Source organism: Phaeobacter sp. 11ANDIMAR09 (assembly GCF_001294455.1).
In the GTDB taxonomy this organism is placed as follows: domain Bacteria; phylum Pseudomonadota; class Alphaproteobacteria; order Rhodobacterales; family Rhodobacteraceae; genus Pseudophaeobacter.
The window spans coordinates 58223-78366 of sequence record NZ_LIKT01000006.1; the positions used below are offsets into that span (position 1 = coordinate 58223).

The 20144-nt window shown below is 61.0% G+C and carries 15 protein-coding genes, 1 pseudogene and 1 riboswitch; of the genes and pseudogenes, 10 read left to right on the top strand and 6 right to left on the bottom strand.

Going from position 1 to position 20144, the window contains the following annotated elements:
* Positions 1 to 95: 95 nt before the first annotated feature.
* From puuE to AN476_RS06840, 3 genes are all read left to right on the top strand, one after another.
* On the top strand, positions 96 to 1514 hold the full coding sequence (gene puuE / locus AN476_RS06830; RefSeq protein ID WP_054460246.1) for an allantoinase PuuE: 1419 nt from the start codon (positions 96 to 98) through the stop codon (positions 1512 to 1514).
* Positions 1511 to 2002, top strand: coding sequence for an ureidoglycolate lyase (locus AN476_RS06835; protein ID WP_054460247.1), 492 nt, complete (start codon positions 1511 to 1513; stop codon positions 2000 to 2002). Before puuE ends, AN476_RS06835 begins: the two co-directional genes overlap by 4 nt.
* A 108-nt stretch (positions 2003 to 2110) precedes the next feature.
* Positions 2111 to 3538: a uracil-xanthine permease family protein gene (locus tag AN476_RS06840; protein WP_054460387.1), complete on the top strand. Its 1428-nt coding sequence runs from the start codon at positions 2111 to 2113 to the stop codon at positions 3536 to 3538.
* Positions 3539 to 3888: 350 nt separating this feature from the next.
* Here AN476_RS06840 and AN476_RS06850 read toward each other — a convergent pair whose 3' ends face one another.
* From AN476_RS06850 to AN476_RS06865, 4 genes are all read right to left on the bottom strand, one after another.
* Complete coding sequence (locus AN476_RS06850; RefSeq protein WP_054460249.1) at positions 3889 to 4875, bottom strand: type I glyceraldehyde-3-phosphate dehydrogenase; 987 nt, start codon at positions 4873 to 4875, stop codon at positions 3889 to 3891.
* Positions 4876 to 4986: 111 nt separating this feature from the next.
* A complete protein-coding gene (locus AN476_RS06855; protein WP_054460250.1) occupies positions 4987 to 5349 on the bottom strand; it encodes a hypothetical protein in 363 nt (120 codons plus the stop codon).
* A 178-nt stretch (positions 5350 to 5527) separates the two neighbouring features.
* Complete coding sequence (locus tag AN476_RS06860) at positions 5528 to 6352, bottom strand: bifunctional allantoicase/(S)-ureidoglycine aminohydrolase (RefSeq protein ID WP_054460251.1); 825 nt, start codon at positions 6350 to 6352, stop codon at positions 5528 to 5530.
* A 205-nt stretch (positions 6353 to 6557) separates the two neighbouring features.
* Positions 6558 to 7334 (bottom strand): IclR family transcriptional regulator, encoded by a 777-nt coding sequence (locus tag AN476_RS06865; protein ID WP_054460252.1) that lies wholly within the window; start codon positions 7332 to 7334, stop codon positions 6558 to 6560.
* 166 nt (positions 7335 to 7500) lie between these two features.
* Between AN476_RS06865 and AN476_RS06870 the strand changes: the two genes are divergently transcribed.
* From AN476_RS06870 to AN476_RS06895, 6 genes are all read left to right on the top strand, one after another.
* Positions 7501 to 8850 (top strand): aromatic ring-hydroxylating dioxygenase subunit alpha, encoded by a 1350-nt coding sequence (locus tag AN476_RS06870; protein ID WP_054460253.1) that lies wholly within the window; start codon positions 7501 to 7503, stop codon positions 8848 to 8850.
* 152 nt (positions 8851 to 9002) lie between these two features.
* Positions 9003 to 10463, top strand: coding sequence for a glutamine synthetase family protein (locus AN476_RS06875; RefSeq protein WP_054460254.1), 1461 nt, complete (start codon positions 9003 to 9005; stop codon positions 10461 to 10463).
* Positions 10464 to 10674: 211 nt separating this feature from the next.
* Positions 10675 to 10757: riboswitch (glycine riboswitch) on the top strand.
* A gap of 179 nt (positions 10758 to 10936) precedes the next feature.
* Positions 10937 to 11296 (top strand): glycine cleavage system protein GcvH, encoded by a 360-nt coding sequence (gene gcvH / locus AN476_RS06880; RefSeq protein WP_054460255.1) that lies wholly within the window; start codon positions 10937 to 10939, stop codon positions 11294 to 11296.
* Positions 11297 to 11444: 148 nt separating this feature from the next.
* Positions 11445 to 14294, top strand: a complete 2850-nt coding sequence (gene gcvP, locus AN476_RS06885; protein ID WP_054460256.1) for an aminomethyl-transferring glycine dehydrogenase — start codon at positions 11445 to 11447, stop codon at positions 14292 to 14294.
* Positions 14295 to 14404: 110 nt separating this feature from the next.
* On the top strand, positions 14405 to 14860 hold the full coding sequence (locus AN476_RS06890; RefSeq protein ID WP_054460257.1) for an SgcJ/EcaC family oxidoreductase: 456 nt from the start codon (positions 14405 to 14407) through the stop codon (positions 14858 to 14860).
* A 667-nt stretch (positions 14861 to 15527) separates the two neighbouring features.
* Positions 15528 to 17261 carry an amidohydrolase gene (locus AN476_RS06895; protein WP_054460258.1) on the top strand — a complete coding sequence of 578 codons (1734 nt, stop codon included), beginning with the start codon at positions 15528 to 15530 and terminating at the stop codon, positions 17259 to 17261.
* Between the two features lie 185 nt (positions 17262 to 17446).
* Here AN476_RS06895 and AN476_RS06900 read toward each other — a convergent pair.
* Together AN476_RS06900 and AN476_RS06905 are read right to left on the bottom strand one after the other, a co-directional pair.
* Positions 17447 to 17795, bottom strand: a pseudogene (locus tag AN476_RS06900) (cupin domain-containing protein).
* Between the two features lie 49 nt (positions 17796 to 17844).
* A complete protein-coding gene (locus AN476_RS06905) occupies positions 17845 to 18780 on the bottom strand; it encodes a glyoxylate/hydroxypyruvate reductase A (protein ID WP_054460259.1) in 936 nt (311 codons plus the stop codon).
* Positions 18781 to 18904: 124 nt separating this feature from the next.
* Here AN476_RS06905 and AN476_RS06910 point away from each other — a divergent pair, with 124 nt between their 5' ends.
* Entirely contained in the window at positions 18905 to 20140 is a 1236-nt protein-coding gene (locus AN476_RS06910; protein ID WP_054460260.1) for an acyl-CoA dehydrogenase family protein, read from the top strand.
* Positions 20141 to 20144: the final 4 nt, after the last annotated feature.

Here is a 20144-nt window from a genome sequence, read left to right on the forward strand (position 1 = left end):
GAAGCGGGGTCTTTTACAATAGCAAGAGAGATGAGGCGAAATTTGCAATGTCAGAGCAGATGTCGCCAGCCAAGGTTAGGAAAGAGACGCAGCGCATGAACAGATACCCGCGCAATATGATTGGTTATGGGGCGCAAAGGCCGGAGGCGGCCTGGCCCGGCGGCGCCCGTGTGGCGGTGCAATTTGTGTTGAACTATGAAGAGGGCGGCGAGAACTGCATCCTGCATGGCGATGCAGGGTCAGAGGCCTTTCTGTCCGATATTGCCGGGGCGGCACCCTGGCCGGGACAGCGCCATTGGAACATGGAATCAATCTATGAATATGGCGCGCGGGCTGGGTTCTGGCGGCTGCATGACATGTTCACCCAGGCTGATATTCCGCTGACCATCTATGGGGTGGCCACGGCGCTGGCGCGCTCGCCCGATCAGGTGGCGGCAATGAAATCCGCAGGCTGGGAGATCGCCAGCCATGGGCTGAAATGGGTCGAACACAAGGATATGAGCGAGGCGGAGGAACGTGCCGCCATCACTGAGGCCGTGCGCCTGCACACCGAGGTGGTCGGCGCGCGGCCTCGTGGCTGGTACACCGGGCGCTGCAGCAGCAACACGGTGCGATTGGTGGCTGAAGAGGGGGGCTTTGATTATGTCTCGGACACCTATGACGATGACCTGCCCTATTGGCTGGAAGTCGGGGACCGTGACCAACTGGTGATCCCCTATACGCTGGAAGCCAATGATATGCGCTTTGCCACGGCGCCCGGTTACATCACCGGCGAGCAGTTTTTTCAGTATCTGAAAGATGCCTTTGATTTGCTTTATGCGGAAGGCGCAGCAGGCAAACCCAAGATGATGAGCATCGGGTTGCATTGCCGCCTGATCGGCCGGCCTGGCAAGGCGGCGGGGTTGAAGAAGTTCATCGACTATATTCAGAGGTTCGATCAGGTCTGGTGCCCGCGCCGGATCGATATTGCAGACCACTGGGCCAAGACCCATCCGCATCAGCGCCATGAGCGAGCCAGCCAGATGGAGCGCGCGCGTTTTGTTGAGGTCTTTGGCGGTGTCTTTGAACATTCGCCCTGGATTGCGGAACGCGCCCATGGGTTGGAGCTGGGACCGGCGCATGACACTGCGGGGGGCGTGCATAATGCCCTGTGCCGGATGTTCCGCTCTGCCAGTGAGGACGAACGCCTTGGCGTGCTGACGGCCCACCCGGATCTTGCGGGCAAGCTGGCGGCGGCCAAACGGCTGACCGCCGAGAGCACCTCGGAGCAGGCCAGCGCGGGCCTGGATGCGCTGACTGATGCGGAGCGAGCGCGGTTTAGCGAACTCAACAGCGCCTATGTGGAAAAATATGGTTTTCCCTTCATCATAGCGGTGCGCGACTACGACAAACCCAGCATTCTGGCGGCGTTTGAACGTCGTATCAACAATGATCGCGCGGTGGAATTTTCCGAGGCCTGCAAACAGGTGGAACGCATTGCCGAATTCCGGCTGCGCGACCTGGTGCCCGCATGAGCGCGCCGGTTGAGATTCGTATCCAGCCGATGAGCGCCGCGGCGTTTGCGCCCTTTGGTGATCTTCTGGATATCTCGGGCAACCCTGACAAGATGATCAATCAGGGGCTTTGCGGCCGCTATCATGACCGGGCGCAGATGGCGTTTGTCGAGGGGCGTGCCGGGCTGAGCCTGTTCAATGCAGAGCCACGCGATTTGCCGATGCCGCTGGCGATGATGGAGCGCCACCCCGAGGGCAGCCAGGCCTTTATCCCCATGAGCGAACATGGGTTTTTGGTTATTGTGGCAGCGGATGCGGGGGGGAAGCCGGGCCATCCCATCGCCTTTGAGACCCAGCCGGGTCAGGCCGTGAATTTCCATCGCGGCACCTGGCACGGGGTGCTGACGCCTCTGCAGGCGCCCGGGCTCTTTGCGGTGGTGGACAGGATCGGTGCAGGTGACAACCTGCAGGAACATTGGTTCGACGCGGCCTATGTGGTGTGCCGCTAGGCCAATACCTGTGTGAATAAGTTTGGAAATATGAAGTAAATCAAATGGGTAAAGCAGATCGTCCAAAGAAGGCGACAGCTTATCAACCAACAGAACGAGGGAATGAAAATGGCCGATGGCTCTTTGGGAAGCCCCGCGCAAATGCGGGATCCGAACTATACTCCACCCCTGGCGCGCGCGGTGCCGCTGGGCATCCAGCATGTGCTGGCAATGTTTGTCTCTAATGTAACGCCGGCGATCATCGTGGCGGGGGCGGCGGGTTTTGGCTTTGGCTCCAACTCGCCGGATTTCCCGGAACTGCTCTATCTGATCCAGATGTCGATGCTCTTTGCCGGGGTGGCGACGCTGTTGCAGACCGTCACTCTGGGGCCGGTTGGCGCGGCGCTGCCGATTGTGCAGGGCACCAGCTTTGCCTTTTTGCCGATCATGATCCCGCTGGTGGCGGGCAAAGGCGTGGACGGCCTGGCGGCGCTCTATGGCGGTGTGCTGATTGGCGGCATCTTCCATGGGCTCCTGGGGCTGGTGATTGGCAAGGTCCGGTTCGCGCTGCCGCCGCTGGTCACGGGGCTGGTGGTGACGATGATCGGTCTTGCTCTGGTCAAGGTGGGTATCCAATACGCCGCGGGCGGTGTGCCTGCGATTGGCACGCCGGAATATGGTTCTTTGTTGAACTGGTCAGCGGCGCTGGTGGTGATCTTTGCCACGCTGGGGCTCAAGTTTTTTGCCCGTGGTATGCTGTCGGTTTCTGCCGTGCTTTTGGGGCTGATCGTGGGCTATATCTATGCGCTGATGATGGGCATGGTCACCATTGAAGCGATCAGTGGCAGCTGGTCACGCGCGGCGGGCTTTGCGCTGCCGGTGCCTTTCAAATACGGGTTTGAACTCTCGTTTGCGGCTATTCTGGGCTTTTGCTTGATGGCCTTTGTTTCGGCAGTTGAGACGGTTGGTGATGTCAGCGGCATCACCCGGGGCGGGGCCAAGCGGGAAGCAACAGAGGCGGAAATCACCGGGGCCACCTATGCCGATGGTATCGGATCGGCTGTTGCGGGGATCTTTGGCGGGCTGCCCAATACCTCGTTCAGCCAGAACGTCGGGTTGATTGCCATGACTGGGGTGATGAGCCGCCATGTGGTGACTATCGGCGCCTTGTTCCTGATCCTCTGTGGCCTGGTGCCCAAGGTTGGCGCGATCATTCGTACCATCCCGATCGAGGTGCTGGGCGGTGGCGTCATTGTGATGTTTGGCATGGTGGTGGCCGCAGGGATTTCGATGCTGTCGGATGTGGACTGGAACCGGCGCAATATGGTGATCTTTGCGATTTCTCTGTCGGTTGGCCTGGGGCTGCAGCTGGAACCCGGCGCGGTGCAATACCTGCCGGGCACGCTGAAAATCTTGATGACCAGTGGCCTGCTGCCAGCGGCGCTTATTGCCATTGTTTTGAACTTGATCCTCCCGGCGGAACTTGCGGATGAGGCAACTGAGGAAGTCTCAGGTGGCATGGCAGGTCATGGCGATGGCAGCCTGCCCGGAGAATGAGGTCAAAGCCTTCTGGGTTGAGGCGGGGCTCCCGCCCAATCCAGGACAATCAAAGATTGGCCTAGATCAGTTGGGCCCAGCGCCGCGCTTTGCGCGGCGCTTTTCTTTTGCTGAGAAGCCCTTTACGGGCAGATCTGCCCGTAAAGGGCGGCAACCAGGATGGTGCACCGCAGCCCGCGTCAAAGGTAAACCGCGCTGGCGCGCGGCAGCCATGGCTGCCCTTGACCCAGTCCGCGGCAAAGATCTCCGGTGGTGAGGGGGCGCACGCCGCGCAAAGCGCGGCGCCGGGCCCAACGGGAGCTCTGCAGCTTTGCTGCTGTGGCGACGGGCGGGAGCCATCCCTCTTTTGGTTAGCTTCTGGCCATCAGCTGGGCGACATCTAGCATGCGGGCGGAAAACCCCCATTCATTGTCATACCAGCCAAAGACCCGCGCTTGCCGCGCGCCAATCATGCGGATTTCCGGTGCGGCCAGCACCAAGGATTCCGGTCGGGCCCGCAGATCCGAAGATACCAGTGGCATCTCGGTCCAGCCCAGGACTTCAGCGCTGTGACAGCCCGCCTTCAGGGTGGAAAGGAAATCGACCTCATCCATGGGCTCTTGTAGCTGGGCGACCAGATCCACCGCCGAGACACTGGCAGTCGGCACTCGCACCGCTGCCCCGCTGATCCTGCCCTTCAGGTGCGGCAGCACCTCGTCGATCAGATGGGTGGCAGAACTGGTGGTGGGCACCATCGACAGAGCCCCGGCCCGCGAACGGGCAAAATCGCCACGCGGCGCATCCACCATGGGCTGCGAGTTGGTATAGCAATGGATGGTGGTCATATGGGCGCTGGCAATGCCGGCAATCTCATCCACCAGCTTGACCAGTGGCGCCAGGCCATTGGTGGTACAGGAGGCGTTTGAGACAATCCGCGCCGCTCCAAGCTGGTCCTCATTGGCGCCATAGACCACCGTCAGCTCGGCGGCGGGCGAGGGACCTGAGATCAGCACCTTGGCGGCCCCCGCCGCCAGGCCACGCTGGGCCACATCCGAACTGCGGGCAATGCCGGTGCAGTCCAGCACCACATCAACCCCAGAAAGATCGACACGGGTAAGATTATCCTCGTGGCGCATCTCGATAGCCTGATCCAGCACGTGGAGCTGGCCGTCACTATGGGTCACTGCATGGGGAAAGGGGCCAAAGGTGCTGTCATATTGAAACAGATAGGCGCACATTTCCAGCGGCGCGATATCATTGATCAACACGACCTCGACACCCTCGCCGCGCGCGGTGGTAAGGATCTGGCGCAAAATGGCACGGCCGATACGTCCAAACCCATTGATGGCAATTTTCATGAGCGCAACTCTCTGGCGTTCCGGATGGCGCCCAAAGGGGCGCGGGACCGGACTCTGTTGAACGAAGGTCCGGCGCAGCACATGGGACCGCAGGACCGTGAGGGAATAGGGTCAGTTCCGGGGGCAGATCAGGGTGGCATAATAGGCCCCGGTGATGTCACGATACAGCGTGTCGATATTGGCGCTGCAGCCAGTGGCCCCGCGAAAGGCGCGTACCGCCTGCCGGGCGCTCAGCACCGCAGGCGGGCGGTGGGGCAACAGTGCCTCATTCAACCGGATCGCCCGATGAAATCCCGGAGCCTGCTCGGCTGGGGCAACAACCCAGTTGCGGCCCAGAACCGTGACCTGTTTGGCCTCTTCCTGTGCTGCCACGGTCTGGGGCATCAGGCTGCTGGCCAGGGTGACAGCAAGCGCGGCCACCAGGCTCAGGGGGCGTTTGGAGGTCGGTCTTGCGGATGGGCGACTTGTGATCATCAGGAAAAACTCCGGCAGTCAAAAGCATTTGCCTCAGCCTAGCGCTGGGGCCTGGCTTTGCAATGGGCATCTCCGCCAGTTGGCACAAAGAATGCGGCAACCTGCGGGATCTGACAAAAGAGTGTATTGCCTTAATGGCCCTGCCAGGGGTTGTCCCCGGGGATGGCCTGCACTTGCGCTACAGAGAGAGAGGCATGTGCCGATTTACATCTTTGTAGAGCAGATAGCGGAAGGGGCCGGGACCGGCGGCATAGCAGGCCTGCGGGCAAAAGGCGCGCAGCCACATGAAATCCCCGGCTTCGACCTCGACCCAGTCCTTGTTCAGCAGATAGACCGCCTTACCCTCAAGCACATAGAGCCCGTGCTCCATCACATGGGTCTCTTCAAAGGGAATGACGCCGCCGGGCTGGAAGGTGACGATGGTGACATGCATGTCGTGCGACATGTCCTCTGGATCCATAAAGCGGGTGGTGGCCCAGCGTCCCTCGGTGTCAGGCATGGCATTGGGGGCGATGTCCTGCTCGTTGCAGGTAAAGGCGCGGGGTTTGTCTATGCCGGGGGCGTCCTGCCAGCGTTTGCGGATCCAGTGGAAGTTGGCGCTGGTCTCACTTCTGTTGTGCAGGGTCCAGTTGCTGCCCGCGGGCAGATAGGCAAAGCTGCCAGATCTAAGGGTCTGAACTGCGCCCTCAATGCTGATTTGCAGGCTGCCTTCGGTGACAAACAGCGCGCTTTGCGCAGCCTCATCGCTTTCGGGGCTGTCTGAGCCGCCACCGGGCTGCAGTTCGACAATATATTGCGAGAAGGTTTCGGCAAATCCAGTCATTGGCCGGGCGATGACCCACATGCGCATGCCCCACCATCCCGGCAGGAAAGAGGTGGTGATATCGCGCATGGTGCCGCCGGGCAGCACCGCATAGGCCTCGGTAAAGACCGCGCGCCCGGTGAGCAGTTGATCCTGGCCGGGCAGGCCGCCTTTGGGGGTGAAATAGCTGCTCTGGCTCATGTCGCGTTCCTATTGCTCGCTGTCCCGCCAGTGAGGGCAGGTCAGGACCAATATGCGCCTGTCGCGAGGTGGCTCCAAGCGGCGCCGCGCTGATAACAACCTTCGCGTTTTTTTGAAAACGATCCATGGTTTGAATAAGATCCTAAAGACCGGGCAGAGGCACAATCAGGCTGCAACTGCACGGCCTTTGAGGCAAGCGGCAGGATCAGAGATCATCAACCGCATGGGTCTGGCGCAACTCAGCGGCACAGAGCTGCAGCCCCTGCAGCAATTCTTCGGCCTTGGGTCCAGTGGCCAACCCTCCCGGAGCGGAGCTGCCCAGAACCACGGGGGTTTTTCCCGGGCGCGACAGGGGCACGGCATAGCCGACAATGCCGGGTTCGAATTCGCTGTCGGTCAGGCAGTAGCCCTGGCTGCGGGCCTGCTCCACCTGGGCCAGGATCGCCTCCGGGTTCAGTAGCGATTGTACCGTATGCTGCGGGATTTCCGCCCCCTGTACCAGCGCCTCGGCGTCCGCCTGTGGCAGACAGCTCATCAGCATTCTGCCAAGGCTGGTATGCAGCAGCGGAATATGCGCGCCGGGGGTAAAGCCATAGGTCACAGGGCCGCCTTCGGTGGTGGATTGCGCCAGCAACAAGACCCGCCCGCGGTCCAATGTGGCCAGGCTGAGCTCCGCCCCCAGTTTGCGGGCATGTTGGTTCAGCACCGGCTGGACCCGGCGGCCAAATTGATTGCCCTGCAAAAACCCGCCGGCCAGCGCCAGAACCCGCGGGGTGAGCGACAGCATGCGCCCCTGTTGGCGCAGATAGCCGGCCTGAACCAGTGTCAGCGCGCCACGTCGCGCCGTAGCGCGATCTTGATTCGTGCGACGGGCAATTTCCGCCAATGTCATGCAGGGGGTTGCGGCATCGAACACAGCCAGAACAGATAAGCCTTTGGCAAAGCTGGAAGAAATATTTCGGTCTTGCACGTGTTTGGTCATGTGATCCGTCGTCTGTCTTTACTGAAATGATTTTGCTGACCTTGACAATGGCCGATACACACAACAAAACTTGATCGTATTTAATAACATATGTTCGTATGTTGAACCAAGTCAACTAGGTTAAAATACGTAGCCTTTGATCGCTCCGCAAAAGAAAGACCCGTCCATGATCAGCCAGGAAATGAACGACAGCCTCACCCGTGTCGGCAAAGGCAGCGATGCCGGAGAGGTCTTGCGGCGGTATTGGCAACCGGCAGCGCTCTTGGATGAGCTGGAGGGCGCCCGCCCAGTGGTGCCGGTGCGCCTGCTGGGAGAGGATCTTGTGTTGTTTCGCGACAGTGAGGGTGAGTTGGGACTGATCGGGCGCCATTGCCCGCATCGCGGTGCGGATATGTGCTTTGGCCGCCTCGAGAACAACGGGCTGCGCTGCCCCTTCCATGGCTGGCATTTCAACCGTGCAGGCCAATGCGTTGAACAGCCCGGCGAGCCGGAAGGCAGCCGGATGCACAAACAGATCCAAAGCGCCGCCTATCCGGTGGTCGAGAGAAACGGCATTATCTGGGCCTATATGGGACCGGGGGAGCCTCCGGCTTTTCCGGCGCTCGATTGTTTTCGCGCGCCCACCAGTCATGTCTTTGCCTTCAAAGGACTCTGGCAGTGCAACTGGCTGCAGGCGATGGAAGTGGGGATTGACCCGGCCCATGCTTCCTTCTTGCATCGGTTCCTGCAGGACGAAGACCCGGCCGAGGCCTATGGCAAGCAATTCCGCGATACAGCCGGCAATACCGAAATCCCGATGACCAAGCTGTTGCGCGATTTTCCGCGCCCCGAAATCACAGCGGAAGAGGCGGATCACGGGCTCAGGATCACCGCCCTGCGGCATTTGGGGGATGGGCGCACCCATGTGCGGATCACCAATCAGATCTTCCCCGAGGCGATCTGCATTCCGATGTCGCGCGAGATGACCATCACCCAGTGGCATGTGCCGATTGATGATGAGAACTGCTATTGGTATTCGATGTTCACCAGCTTTGATCAACCCGTAAACAAGGCGCTGATGCGTGAACAGCGCCTGAAAGAGCACCGCCTGCCGGACTATGCGCCGCTGAAGGGGCGTCATAACAACTATGGCTTTGACCCACAGGAGCAGCAGCGCGAGACCTATACCGGCATGGGGCTGGACATCAACGTGCATGACCAATGGGCCGTGGAAAGCATGGGCGCCATTCAGGACCGCACCCAGGAGCATCTGGGTAAGTCGGATGTGGCCATCATCCGCTATCGGCGCCAGCTGCGCGCCGCGATTGCGGCGGTCAAGGAGGGGCGGGATCAGGATCTGCCGATGTATGGCGGGCTGGATCTTGCGACGCTGTTTGGGCCAATCTCCAACGATTCCATTGCACAGGATGGCGATTGGCAACGGGCCGCGCAGCAGGCAGATCAGAGCCGCCGGGGCGGCTGTCCTTGGGATGCCAGGGTTGCGCAGGCTGCAGATCAAGACACGGCGCCTGGCTGAAGTGCTGCCTATTCCCAGAGCAAAGGGGGATTACCTTACGGCAGAATTACCGCGCTGCCCGGTGCAGGGCGCTATTGCTAGTGACCTTCAACGCGCACAGCGGCAGGATGCCCCCAAGGTGAACCACTAGCCGCAAAGGACATGACGACGCAATGACTTATGATCTGGCAACAGGGCGACTGGCCCGCAGGGGGCTGCTTGAGTCACAGGCGTTGCAACAGGCGCAGGCGGTTCTGGACGCTGCCAAGGCGGCCGGGATTGAAACCCTGCGTGTGCTCTTTGTCGATCAGCACGGCATCCTGCGGGGCAAAACCCTGGTGGCAGATGCCTTTGCCGGATTGTTTCGCACCGGGCTCAACATGCCCTCGACATTGTTGTTGAAAGATACCTCGCATCGCACCGCCTTTGGCGTCTGGGAGGGCGAACAGGGCGGTGACGTGGAGGGCTTTGTGCCGATGCGGGGCGCTGGGGATGTGCTGCTGGTGCCGCGCCCCGAAACATTTCGGGTGCTGCCTTGGTCGTCGCATTCCGCCTGGATCCTCTGCGATCCGGTGCAAAACGATGGCAGCGCCATCAGCTTTTCCTCAACCCAGGTTCTGCGCCATGCCATCGGCAGTCTGGATGCGCAGGGCCTGGAGGCGGTGTTTGGCCTTGAGGTGGAATTCCAGATCTTTGAACGGCTGGACCCGGCGCTGGACCATTGGCAGGGCAGTATGCCCGGCGCGCCGGTGGCAACCCGTAACCTGACACAGGGCCATCAGTTTCTGACCGAAAGCCGCTATAGCGACTGCGAGGCGGTGCTGGATGACATCCGCCGCAATGCGCAAGGATTGGGCCTGCAGCTGCGCTCGGTCGAGATCGAGATGGGACCAAGCCAATTCGAATTCACCTTTGCGCCGCTGCCTGCGCTGGAGCAGGCCGATGCCATGGTGATGTTCCGCACCATGGTCAAAGAGGTCTGCGCCCGCGCAGGGTTGCACGCCAGCTTTATGGCGAAGCCGCGGCTGGAAAACGCCATGGCCAATGGCTGGCACCTGCATCAGTCACTGGTAGAGCGCAGCTCTGGGCGCAACCTCTTTGAACCCGCAGCTGATGGCAGTCTCAGTGCGCAGGCCTCGGGCTGGATTGCCGGACTGCTAAATCACGCGGCGGAATGCTCGCTGATGATTGCACCGACGGTGAACAGCTACAAACGCTATCTGCCCTATCAACTGGCGCCGGACCGCATTCAATGGGGGCAGGACAATCGCGGCGCCATGCTGCGGGCCTTGATGCAGCCCAATGATGCCGCTTCGCGTATTGAAAACCGCGCGCCAGACAGTTCGGCCAACCCCTATTATGCCATTGCGGCGCAAATCCTTGCAGGCTCGGCCGGGATGGCGGCGGGGCTTCAGGCTCCGGCCCCGACCACCTCGCCCTACGGTGCAGGAGCGGAGCGTCTGCCACGCTCGCTGGGGCAGGCCTTGGAGGGGTTTTCCTCCTCAGAACTTTTTGCCAGCAGCCTGGGTGCGGAGTTTGTCAGCTACTTAACCCAGCTCAAGCGCTTTGAATGGAATCGCTACCTCAATACCGTCAGCGAGTGGGAGCAGGCGGAGTATTTCAACCTGTTCTGATCCGCTTTTATCTGGTTCAAGATTGTTATGAGTAAAAGCGACAAATCGGTGCGCATTTGCGCCTTGAACGCCTGTTATGGCGCTGGTACTTGTGGACCTGCGTATTGGGGAGAACCGGTGCTGCGTTTTTGAGCGTTTGCTTATCTGCGCAAGTCCGGTGCCGAAGGAGCAACCGCCCCGGAAACTCTCAGGCAGCAGGGACCTTATGCGCGCTAAAGACTCTGGAGAGAGCCTGTGAAACCCATAGGCCGCCGAAGGGATAACGATCTCAGGCACCTGGACAGAGGGGGCATCAGACCGGGCGGCCGTCCTCTTTGGGGCGGGGCGCGAAGATGCCGGAGTGACTTGACCAGATCCCACTGATCAAGCCGGCCCCAGTTTTCGGCACTCTGCCCAGGGATTGGCAAGGGACCGGAAGGCCAGATCAAACCACCGGGCAGGCGCACCGGGGCAAGCAATAGGGGATAAGACAGATGAAATTTACCGAAGAACACGAATGGCTGGACGTGGACGGCGATATTGTGACCGTGGGGATCACGGCCCATGCCGCCGAGCAGCTGGGCGATGTGGTCTTTATCGAGCTGCCCGAGGTCGGCGACGAATTTGCCAAGGATGATGAGATCGTGGTGATTGAATCGGTCAAGGCCGCCTCTGACATCCTGTCGCCGCTGGACGGCGAAGTGGTCGAGGTCAACGCCGCCCTGACCGAGACCCCCGGCAAGGTGAATGAAGACCCACAGGGCGATGCCTGGTTCTTCAAGCTCAAGGTCGAAGACATGTCACCCATGGACGACTATATGGAAGAAGCCGCCTATAAGGACTTCATCGGTTAAACCCGCCCCCGCCGCGCCCCTGGTTCGGCGGGATTTCTTTTTCCAGCGCAGCGTTCAGGTCAGCCGCAACTGACACCGGGTTTGCCCGAATAAAAGCCTGCGCCCTGCGCTGTGCCTGCAACCTCTCCAGATCAACAGGACCCCTGTGATGCCTTTCACCCCGACCGACTATTTGCCCTACGATTTTGCCAATCGCCGCCATATCGGCCCCTCTCCCGAGGAGATGCAGGAGATGCTGGCCGTTATCGGCGTCGAGAGCTTGGATGCGCTGATCGACGACACCGTGCCTGCCTCTATCCGTCAGGCTGCTGGGTTGGAATTTGGACGGCCCTTGTCGGAGCGCGAACTGCTGTTTCACATGCGCGAAGTGGCGGATAAGAATCAGCTGATGACCTCGCTCATCGGTCAGGGCTACCATGGTACCGTGACGCCCCCGGCGATCCAGCGCAATATTCTGGAAAACCCCGCCTGGTACACCGCCTATACGCCTTACCAGCCAGAGATATCTCAAGGTCGGCTTGAGGCGCTTTTGAACTTTCAGACAATGATTTCCGACCTCACCGGGCTTGAGATCGCCAATGCCTCTCTGCTGGATGAGGGCACTGCTGCGGCTGAGGCGATGACCATGGCGCAGCGGCTGGCCAAATCCAAGGCAAAGGCGTTTTTTGTTGACCGTGACTGCCACCCGCAGACCATCGCCGTGGTACAGACAAGGGCCGCGCCACTGGATATCGAGGTGATCGTCGGCAACCCGGACAAGCTGCAGGCGGATCAAGTCTTTGGCGCCCTGTTCCAATACCCTGGCACCTATGGTCATGTGCGCGACTTCACCCCGCAGATGGAGGCCCTGCATGCCGCCAAGGCGATTGGCGTGGTGGCCGCAGACCCCCTGGCGCTGACCCTGCTGAAAGAGCCGGGCGCCATGGGCGTCGATATTGCCGTGGGCTCGACCCAGCGTTTTGGCGTGCCCATGGGGGCGGGCGGTCCCCATGCGGCCTATATGGCCACGCGCGATGCCTATAAACGAGCAATGCCGGGGCGCATTGTCGGCGTGTCGATTGATGCCCAGGGCAACAAGGCCTACCGGCTGTCGCTGCAAACCCGCGAGCAACACATCCGCCGCGAAAAGGCCACCTCGAATGTCTGTACCGCGCAGGCACTGCTGGCGGTGATGGCCTCCATGTATGCGGTGTTCCACGGTCCCAAGGGGCTGAAGGCCATCGCGCAGCGGATCCACCGCAAAACTGTGCGTCTGGCCCGTGGGCTGGAAGAGGCGGGCTTCAAGGTCGATCCCAAGAGCTTTTTTGACACCATCACCGTGGATGTGGGGCCTTTGCAGGCGGCGGTGATGAAGTCGGCCCTGGACGAGGGCATCAACCTGCGCCGCGTTGGCGAGACCCGCGTTGGCATTACCCTGGATGAAACCACCCGCCGCGACACCACCGAGGCCGTCTGGCGCGCCTTTGGCATTACCCGCGCGGATGATGCGCTGGTGCCAGAGTATCGCGTGCCACAGGATATGCACCGCAGCTCCGACTACCTGAGCCATCCGATTTTCCACATGAATCGGGCGGAGACTGAGATGATGCGCTATATGCGCCGTCTGGCGGACCGTGATCTGGCCCTTGACCGGGCGATGATCCCGCTGGGCTCCTGCACCATGAAGCTGAACGCCGCGGCTGAGATGATGCCGCTGAGCTGGCCTGAGTTTGCGCATATCCACCCCTTTGCCCCGGCAGCGCAGCAGGCAGGTTACGCCGAGATGCTGACGGATTTGTCGGCGAAACTGTGCCAGATCACTGGCTATGATGCGATCTCGATGCAACCAAATTCCGGCGCGCAGGGCGAATATGCGGGTCTGTTGACCATTGCCGCCTATCACCGGGCGAAAGGGGAGGGGCATCGCAATATCTGTCTGATCCCGATGTCAGCCCATGGCACCAACCCGGCCTCGGCTCAGATGGTGGGCTGGAAGGTTGTGGTGGTGAAATCCGCCCAGAATGGCGATATCGATCTGGATGATTTCCGCGCCAAGGCGGAAAAACACAGCGAAAACCTGGCGGGCTGCATGATCACATACCCCTCCACCCATGGGGTGTTTGAGGAAACCGTGCACGAGGTCTGCCAGATCACCCATGATCACGGCGGCCAGGTCTATATTGATGGCGCCAATATGAACGCCATGGTGGGGCTCAGCCGTCCCGGGGATCTGGGCGGCGATGTGAGCCACCTGAACCTGCACAAGACATTTGCCATTCCCCATGGCGGCGGTGGCCCCGGCATGGGGCCGATTGGCGTTAAGGCACATCTGGCGGCGCATCTGCCGGGCCACCCTGAATTGGGTGGTGCCCAAGGGCCTGTCTCGGCAGCGCCCTATGGCTCGGCCTCGATCCTGACCATTTCCTGGGCCTATTGCCTGATGATGGGCGGCGAGGGTCTGACCCAGGCGACCAAGGTGGCAATTCTCAATGCCAACTATATCGCCAAACGGTTGGAGGGCGCCTATGGCGTCTTGTACAAGGGGCCAACAGGCCGGGTGGCGCATGAGTGTATCCTGGACACCCGTCCCTTTGATGAAAGCGCGGGTGTAACTGTCGATGACGTGGCGAAACGGCTGATCGATAGTGGCTTTCACGCCCCCACCATGAGCTGGCCGGTTGCGGGGACGCTGATGGTGGAGCCTACAGAATCCGAGACCAAGGCCGAGCTGGATCGTTTTGTCGATGCCATGCTGTCGATCCGCGCCGAGGTGCAGGCCATCGAGGAGGGGGCGATTGATCCACAGAACAACCCGCTGAAACATGCGCCCCACACGATGGAGGATCTGGTGAAGGATTGGGATCGTCCCTACAGCCGCGAGCAGGGCTGCTTTCCCCCCGGTGCCTTCCGCGTCGACAAATACTGGCCGCCGGTCAACCGCGTCGACAATGCCTATGGTGACCGCAACCTCATCTGCACCTGCCCACCGCTAGAAGACTACGCTGAGGCCGCGGAGTAGGCCTAGGGTGCAGCTTTGTTAAATTGGACGGGCCCTGTGGGGCCCGTTCTGGTTTCTGGTACTGCCATTGACAGGTTGAGGCAGGGGCGCGGGCTTGGCATACTGCGCCCATGACCCTGCCGCAAACACCAGAAGAGATCCCCGAGCTTTTTGCTGCCGCATGGAACGCCCGCGACGCTGCTGCTCTGGCTGCGCTCTTTGTTGAGGATGCGGATTTTGTCAATGTGGTTGGGCTGTGGTGGCACAAGCGTGCAGATATCCAGCGTGCCCATGCCTATGGGCTTCAGGTGATCTTTGACCAAAGCAGCCTGCGTGCCGGAGGCATCAAAGTCCGCCTTTTGGGGAAAGACTATGCGGTAGTGCATTGCCGTTGGCATCTCACGGGGCAGCGCGATCCAGTGGGGGAGCTCTTGGGAGAGCGCACCACGGTCATGGTCTTTGTCGCGCAGCAATCCAGCTCGGGCTGGCAGGTTGTAACCGCGCAGAATACCGATGTGATCCCCGGCTCGGAAACCCTGGGAAATCGCGCCGAAGGCAGCGCGGCGCTGCGCTATCAAGACCGCTAGCTCAGGACCTAAAAAACGCGGGCCAAGGCTGGGTCACTTCCCGAAGCCATGATATGATGTTTCCACTGTCTCAATGCAAACCCACGAAGGTATCGCCGGCTTTGGGAGCCGTATTCGGCCAGCCAAAGCGACTTCGTTCCAAACCATTTATCTTCCAGATAACAGAGCCTTCATGGCCCAGCATTTGAACGTCTCCCCAGGCTTTACAGTAGCAACAAGAATTGCTCATGTCAGGCCTGAATTGGCTTACAGGTGAACAGGTTGAACGGATCATGCCGTTCTTTGCCAAAGCTCCCTGGCGTAGATCGTGCTGACGACCGTAGCGTCCTGATCCGCCTCATCTACTTCATCATGAATGGGCTGCCACGAGGCCGATAAAGCTTGGCTCGACGTGGAAAGTTTTTTCTAGTCTCACTGACTCGCGGCGTATCGCTAGCCGATATGACAGCTGCGTCGATGGGGTCAGACCGCTCAACTCCCTCGCAAGATTGCTCCTCTTTCGGGCATGAGTGCTGGCCCGGAGATTTCGGCTTGGCTCCGAATCTTGCCTGGATTGCACTCCAGACCTCTCTGTTGCCTTAAAGGCGTGCCCCTTTCGCAACGTCAGCCTTGTTCTCAATGACCTGGGCTTTGATCCTTTCGGCGGGATCCAAGGGGGAGTGGCGCGATGAGATGGCTTGGTCGGGAAATCATAGGGTTTTTGTTGTTGCTTGCCCTCGCGGCGGGGGGGAGCTGGTATGCGCTGCGATCTGAACAGGTTCCGGGGCGGCTGATCCTCACCGGCGGGCAGATCCTTCCCATGGGAGGAGATCCTGCGGAGCCGAGCCCCGAGGCGCTGTTGCTCGAAGAGGGGGTGATCACGGCCATGGGGTCGCTGGCGGCGCTGCAAGAGATCGGTGCGCCCCTCTACGATCTGGGCGGCAGAGTGCTGACACCAGGGCTGATCGAACCCCATACCCACCCCATCGCCACGGCGCTGCTGGGGGCAGTGGTGGATGTCAGCGGTTTCTCCCACACCAGCCGCGCTGAGGTGATGCAGAGCCTGCGCACCGCAGCGGATAAGACCGCGCTGACCCCCTGGCTGGTGGCCTATGGCTGGGACCCGGTGGCCATTGCGGATCTTGCCGCTCCCACCCTGGCCGAGCTGGACGAGATCGCGCCCGAGCGGCCGCTGGTGGTGATCACCCAGATGCTGCATGAGGTCTTTGCCAATAGCGCAGCGATGCGGGCCGCGGGCATTTCTCTGGCCGCTCCTGCGGAGGGGGAAGCCCATGGCATCATCCGCGATGCGGCAGGGCAGGCGACCGGCGCCTTTCGCGAGCTGGAGGCGGTGAACAGCATTCTGGGCGCCATGCCTGCCGCCAATCCGGCGGTGATCGAGCTCCTGGTGCGCCGGGCCTATACGGCTTACGCAAAGGCAGGCTATACTGCGATTGGCATCACCGGGGCAGTGGGGAAACATCCCGATCCGGTGGGGCTCCTGCGCCATATCGGCGCCACGGGATCGCCGCTGCGGGCCTATCTCTATCTGCTGCCCCATCAGGGCAGGGATCTGGGCGGCAGCGATGATTTCCGGGTGCTGGGGTCCAAGTTTTGGATGGATGGCTCGCCCTTTACCGGGGGTGCAGCCTTTGCCGAGGCCTATGAGCAAAGCGATCTTACCTCAAAGCGGATGCATCTCCCCCATGGGCATCTGGGGCCGGTGAACCATGCGCCAGCGGATTTTAATGCCAAGGTGGCAGAGCTGCAAGCGGCGGGTCATCAGATTGCGGTGCATGGCCAGGGAGAGCGCGCCATTGATCAGATCCTCGACGCCTTTGAGGCCGCAGGGCCCAATCCGGGTCTGCCGCATCGGTTGGAGCATAACGCGCTGATCACCCCGGAACAGATTGTACGGGCCGGGGCGCTGGGGGTGAGCCTGGGCTTCTTTGTGGATCATATCCACTACTACGGCGATGCGCTGCCGGATATCGTCGGAGCCCGTGCCGATCGCTATATGCCGGTTGCAGAGGCCCTGCGGGCCGGGGTGGTCACAACGCTGCACGGGGATCATCCCGCCTCGCCGATTGAGGCGTTGCGAACCCTGCGTACGGCGGTGGAACGCCGCTCGGTTTCGGGGCAGACCGTCACCGCGCCGGATCAGGCGCTCACCCGCTACGAGGCCCTGTTGGCGATGACGCGATTGGCGGCACAGCAGCTGGGACAGGATGATCTGATCGGCTCGATTGAGGTGGGGAAACGCGCGGATTTCACCCTGTTCAATGGCAACCCGCTGACCAGTGACTGGTCGGAGCTCTCGGTGGCAGCGACCTGGAAGCAGGGGCAGCCAACCCATATCGGAGTGACCAGCTGGCTTCGCATCGGCCCTGCCTGGGCTGCGGCAAAATCGCTGTTGTTCTGACCCAAGCAGGCCATGAGTTCTGCGGCCAGCGGATGTGCAATTGAATATTTGGGGAAAGATGATGGGGGGAGCCCCTTGCCCTTTCATCTTTCCAATAAATATTCATTGCGCCAGGTTGCCACGGGGGGAGGTCGCTTGGCGCTCTGCCAATGGCCACCTGGCGCAAAGGCAGCAATGCGCGGCGATCAGAGCTTGATCACATAGTCTTTGACGGTGGTCTCGATCACCTCCCAGATGCCTTCAAAGCCGGGGCGGATCAGAAAGCTGTCGCCTTCTTTCAAGACCCGTTCGCTGCCGTCTGCGCTGCGCAGCACGGAATGTCCCCTGCGGATGCGGCAGTATTCCCATTCCTCATAGCTGACGCGCCAGGCGCCTGGGGTGGATTGCCAAATCCCGGCATAAAAGCCCCTCTGCCTCGCGCTCTTCAAAATCCCAAGTGGTGAAAACGGGATCCCCCGATATCAGTTTTTCTGGGGCTGTGCGGTCGGTGGTCGGGGTGAGGGTTGATGGATCTAGGGGTTGGAAGACGTCCATGGGGATCTTTCGTGTTTTGATTTGTTGGCAGGTGCTGGTCCTTGGGGCTTTAGTAGCCGCGTGCGCGATCCACTGCATGCAGCAGATCCTCCTTGGCGCCCAAACGGCGGTAGTTTTCCATCACATCTGCCAGAGCCTCGCCCAGGTGCCAGCCCGAAACATGCGGCGTGATGGTAACTTTTGGATGCGCCCAAAGCGGATCGGAAGCGGGCAGGGGTTCGGTGCAGAGCACATCCAGTATCGCCTGGCCCAGATGGCCACGATCCAGATCGGCAATCAAAGCAGCCTCCTCCACCAGGTCACCACGTCCAGCATTGATAAATGTGGCGCCGGGCTTCATCGCGGCCAGTGTCTGCGCATTGATCAGCCCACGGGTCTCTTCGGTGGAGGGCAAGATGGCGCAGATATAGTCGCAGCTGCCCAGCATCGGTTCAAGCGCCTTGGCCCCATGATGACAGGTGACCCCCTGCAATTCCTTGGCCGAGCGGCTCCAGCCATGGACGTCAAACCCGAGGTCGCGCATCAGCTTGGCGGTCTCGCCGCCGATATGGCCCAGGCCCAATACCCCGACGCGGGTCTTGTGGTTCTGCCGGGGCTCCAGGGGTTCCCAGGCGGCGCGGGACTGGCTGTCCGCATGGGCGGCAACGTTGCGCTGCCCCATCAGCACATAGGTGAGGCAGAATTGGGCAATCTCGCGGGCGGGCTCGAGCGGCTTGAGCCGGGCCACCTGCACATGGGGCGCAAGGGCCGGATGGGCGACGATGGTTTCGACGCCGGCCCCCAGTTTTTGCACCAAAGCCAAATTGGGCAGGCTGGCAGGCAATTCGGGGTCAAGCCCGGAGACCGCCAGCATGGTGATTTCGGCCATATCGCCAGGTGCGTCCAGGGTACGAATATCTGCTCCGGGTTCCAAGGCGCGCAGCTCCGCCGCCAGGTCGGTGTCTGTGTACCATCCGTCATGTCCTATGTTGACAAGCAATGCCATGGCAGTTCCCTTTCGTGCTTTTTCCTCTGTCAGCCCGTGACGTCCCGTCATTGCGCTGGACAGTTCTGGCGCGACTAAGCCATGGTTTTTGCAAAAGGGAAAGCGCACTGGAGGAGAATGTAGGATGGATATGAATTTTGGCATGCGGGCCGAGAACCGCAAGCTGCTGGAGCGGGTTGCCGCTATGGTGCGCGATGAGATCATGCCGCTGGAGGCCGAGTACCAGGCCGAGATCGGCAAGCAGGATCGCTGGCAGTATACCGAGCGTCAGGCCGAGATCCTCGAAGGGTTGAAAGCCAAGGCCAAGGCCGAGGGGCTGTGGAACTTCTGGCTCACTGACAGCGACAAGGGCTTTGGCCTGTCGACCGTGGAATACGCCTATTTTGCCGAAGAAATGGGCAAGACCCCGCTGGGGGCCGAGGTGTTCAACTGTGCCGCACCGGACACTGGCAATATGGAAGTGTTTGAGCGCTACGGCTCGGAACAGATGAAAGTGGAGTGGCTGGCGCCGCTGCTCGAAGGCAAGATCCGCTCCGCCTATCTGATGACTGAGCCCGATGTGGCCTCGTCCGATGCCACCAATGTGTCGATGGCCTGTGTGCGTGATGGCGACGACTATGTGCTGAACGGCGAAAAATGGTGGGCCTCGGGGGCGGGGGATCCGCGCTGCAAGGTCTATATCGTCATGGTGAAAACCGGCGGCGAGGAGCAGCCCAAGCACCAGCGTCAGTCGATGATCGTGGTGCCTGCGGACACGCCGGGCATCGAGGTCCTGCGCCCGATGGAGGTCTATGGCCACGATGACGCCCCCCATGGCCATATGCATATCCGTTTTACAAATGTGCGGGTGCCGGCGGAAAACATCCTGCTGGGCGAAGGCCGCGGTTTTGAAATCGCGCAAGGCCGCCTGGGGCCCGGACGCATCCACCACTGCATGCGCGCCATTGGTCAGGCCGAAAGCGCCCTGGATCAGATGTGCAAACGCGCGCTCCAGCGGGAGGCCTTTGGCAAGAAGCTGGCGCATCTGGGGGCAAATTACGATATCATTGCCGAATGCCGGATGGAGATCGAAATGGCGCGGCTGCTCTGTCTCAAGGCCGCCTGGTACATGGATCAGGGCGACGGCCGTGCCGCCGCCCCCTGGATCAGCCAGATCAAAGTGGTGGCGCCGCGCGTTGCGCTCAAGGTTATTGACGAGGCGGTGCAGATGTTCGGTGGGCAGGGCGTCAGCCAGGATACTCCGCTGGCGATCGCCTGGACCCATGTGCGCACCCTGCGTCTGGCGGATGGTCCTGACGCGGTGCATCGCCGTCAGGTGGCCCGGACCGAGCTGAAAAAGCACACCCAGGAAAAGGTCTGACCAA

Excerpts from the sequence above, each read along its gene's own strand:
- AN476_RS06850 (WP_054460249.1), bottom strand. The coding sequence starts at position 4,875 with ATGAAAATTGCCATCAATGGGTTTGGACGTATCGGCCGTGCCATTTTG.
- AN476_RS06890 (WP_054460257.1), top strand. The coding sequence starts at position 14,405 with ATGACCCTGCCGCAAACACCAGAAGAGATCCCCGAGCTTTTTGCTGCC.
- AN476_RS06860 (WP_054460251.1), bottom strand. The coding sequence starts at position 6,352 with ATGAGCCAGAGCAGCTATTTCACCCCCAAAGGCGGCCTGCCCGGCCAG.
- AN476_RS06865 (WP_054460252.1), bottom strand. The coding sequence starts at position 7,334 with ATGACCAAACACGTGCAAGACCGAAATATTTCTTCCAGCTTTGCCAAA.
- AN476_RS06855 (WP_054460250.1), bottom strand. The coding sequence starts at position 5,349 with ATGATCACAAGTCGCCCATCCGCAAGACCGACCTCCAAACGCCCCCTG.
- AN476_RS06895 (WP_054460258.1), top strand. The coding sequence starts at position 15,528 with ATGAGATGGCTTGGTCGGGAAATCATAGGGTTTTTGTTGTTGCTTGCC.
- AN476_RS06840 (WP_054460387.1), top strand. The coding sequence starts at position 2,111 with ATGGCCGATGGCTCTTTGGGAAGCCCCGCGCAAATGCGGGATCCGAAC.
- gcvH (WP_054460255.1), top strand. The coding sequence starts at position 10,937 with ATGAAATTTACCGAAGAACACGAATGGCTGGACGTGGACGGCGATATT.
- AN476_RS06875 (WP_054460254.1), top strand. The coding sequence starts at position 9,003 with ATGACTTATGATCTGGCAACAGGGCGACTGGCCCGCAGGGGGCTGCTT.
- AN476_RS06835 (WP_054460247.1), top strand. The coding sequence starts at position 1,511 with ATGAGCGCGCCGGTTGAGATTCGTATCCAGCCGATGAGCGCCGCGGCG.
- AN476_RS06910 (WP_054460260.1), top strand. The coding sequence starts at position 18,905 with ATGGATATGAATTTTGGCATGCGGGCCGAGAACCGCAAGCTGCTGGAG.
- AN476_RS06905 (WP_054460259.1), bottom strand. The coding sequence starts at position 18,780 with ATGGCATTGCTTGTCAACATAGGACATGACGGATGGTACACAGACACC.
- AN476_RS06870 (WP_054460253.1), top strand. The coding sequence starts at position 7,501 with ATGATCAGCCAGGAAATGAACGACAGCCTCACCCGTGTCGGCAAAGGC.
- gcvP (WP_054460256.1), top strand. The coding sequence starts at position 11,445 with ATGCCTTTCACCCCGACCGACTATTTGCCCTACGATTTTGCCAATCGC.
- puuE (WP_054460246.1), top strand. The coding sequence starts at position 96 with ATGAACAGATACCCGCGCAATATGATTGGTTATGGGGCGCAAAGGCCG.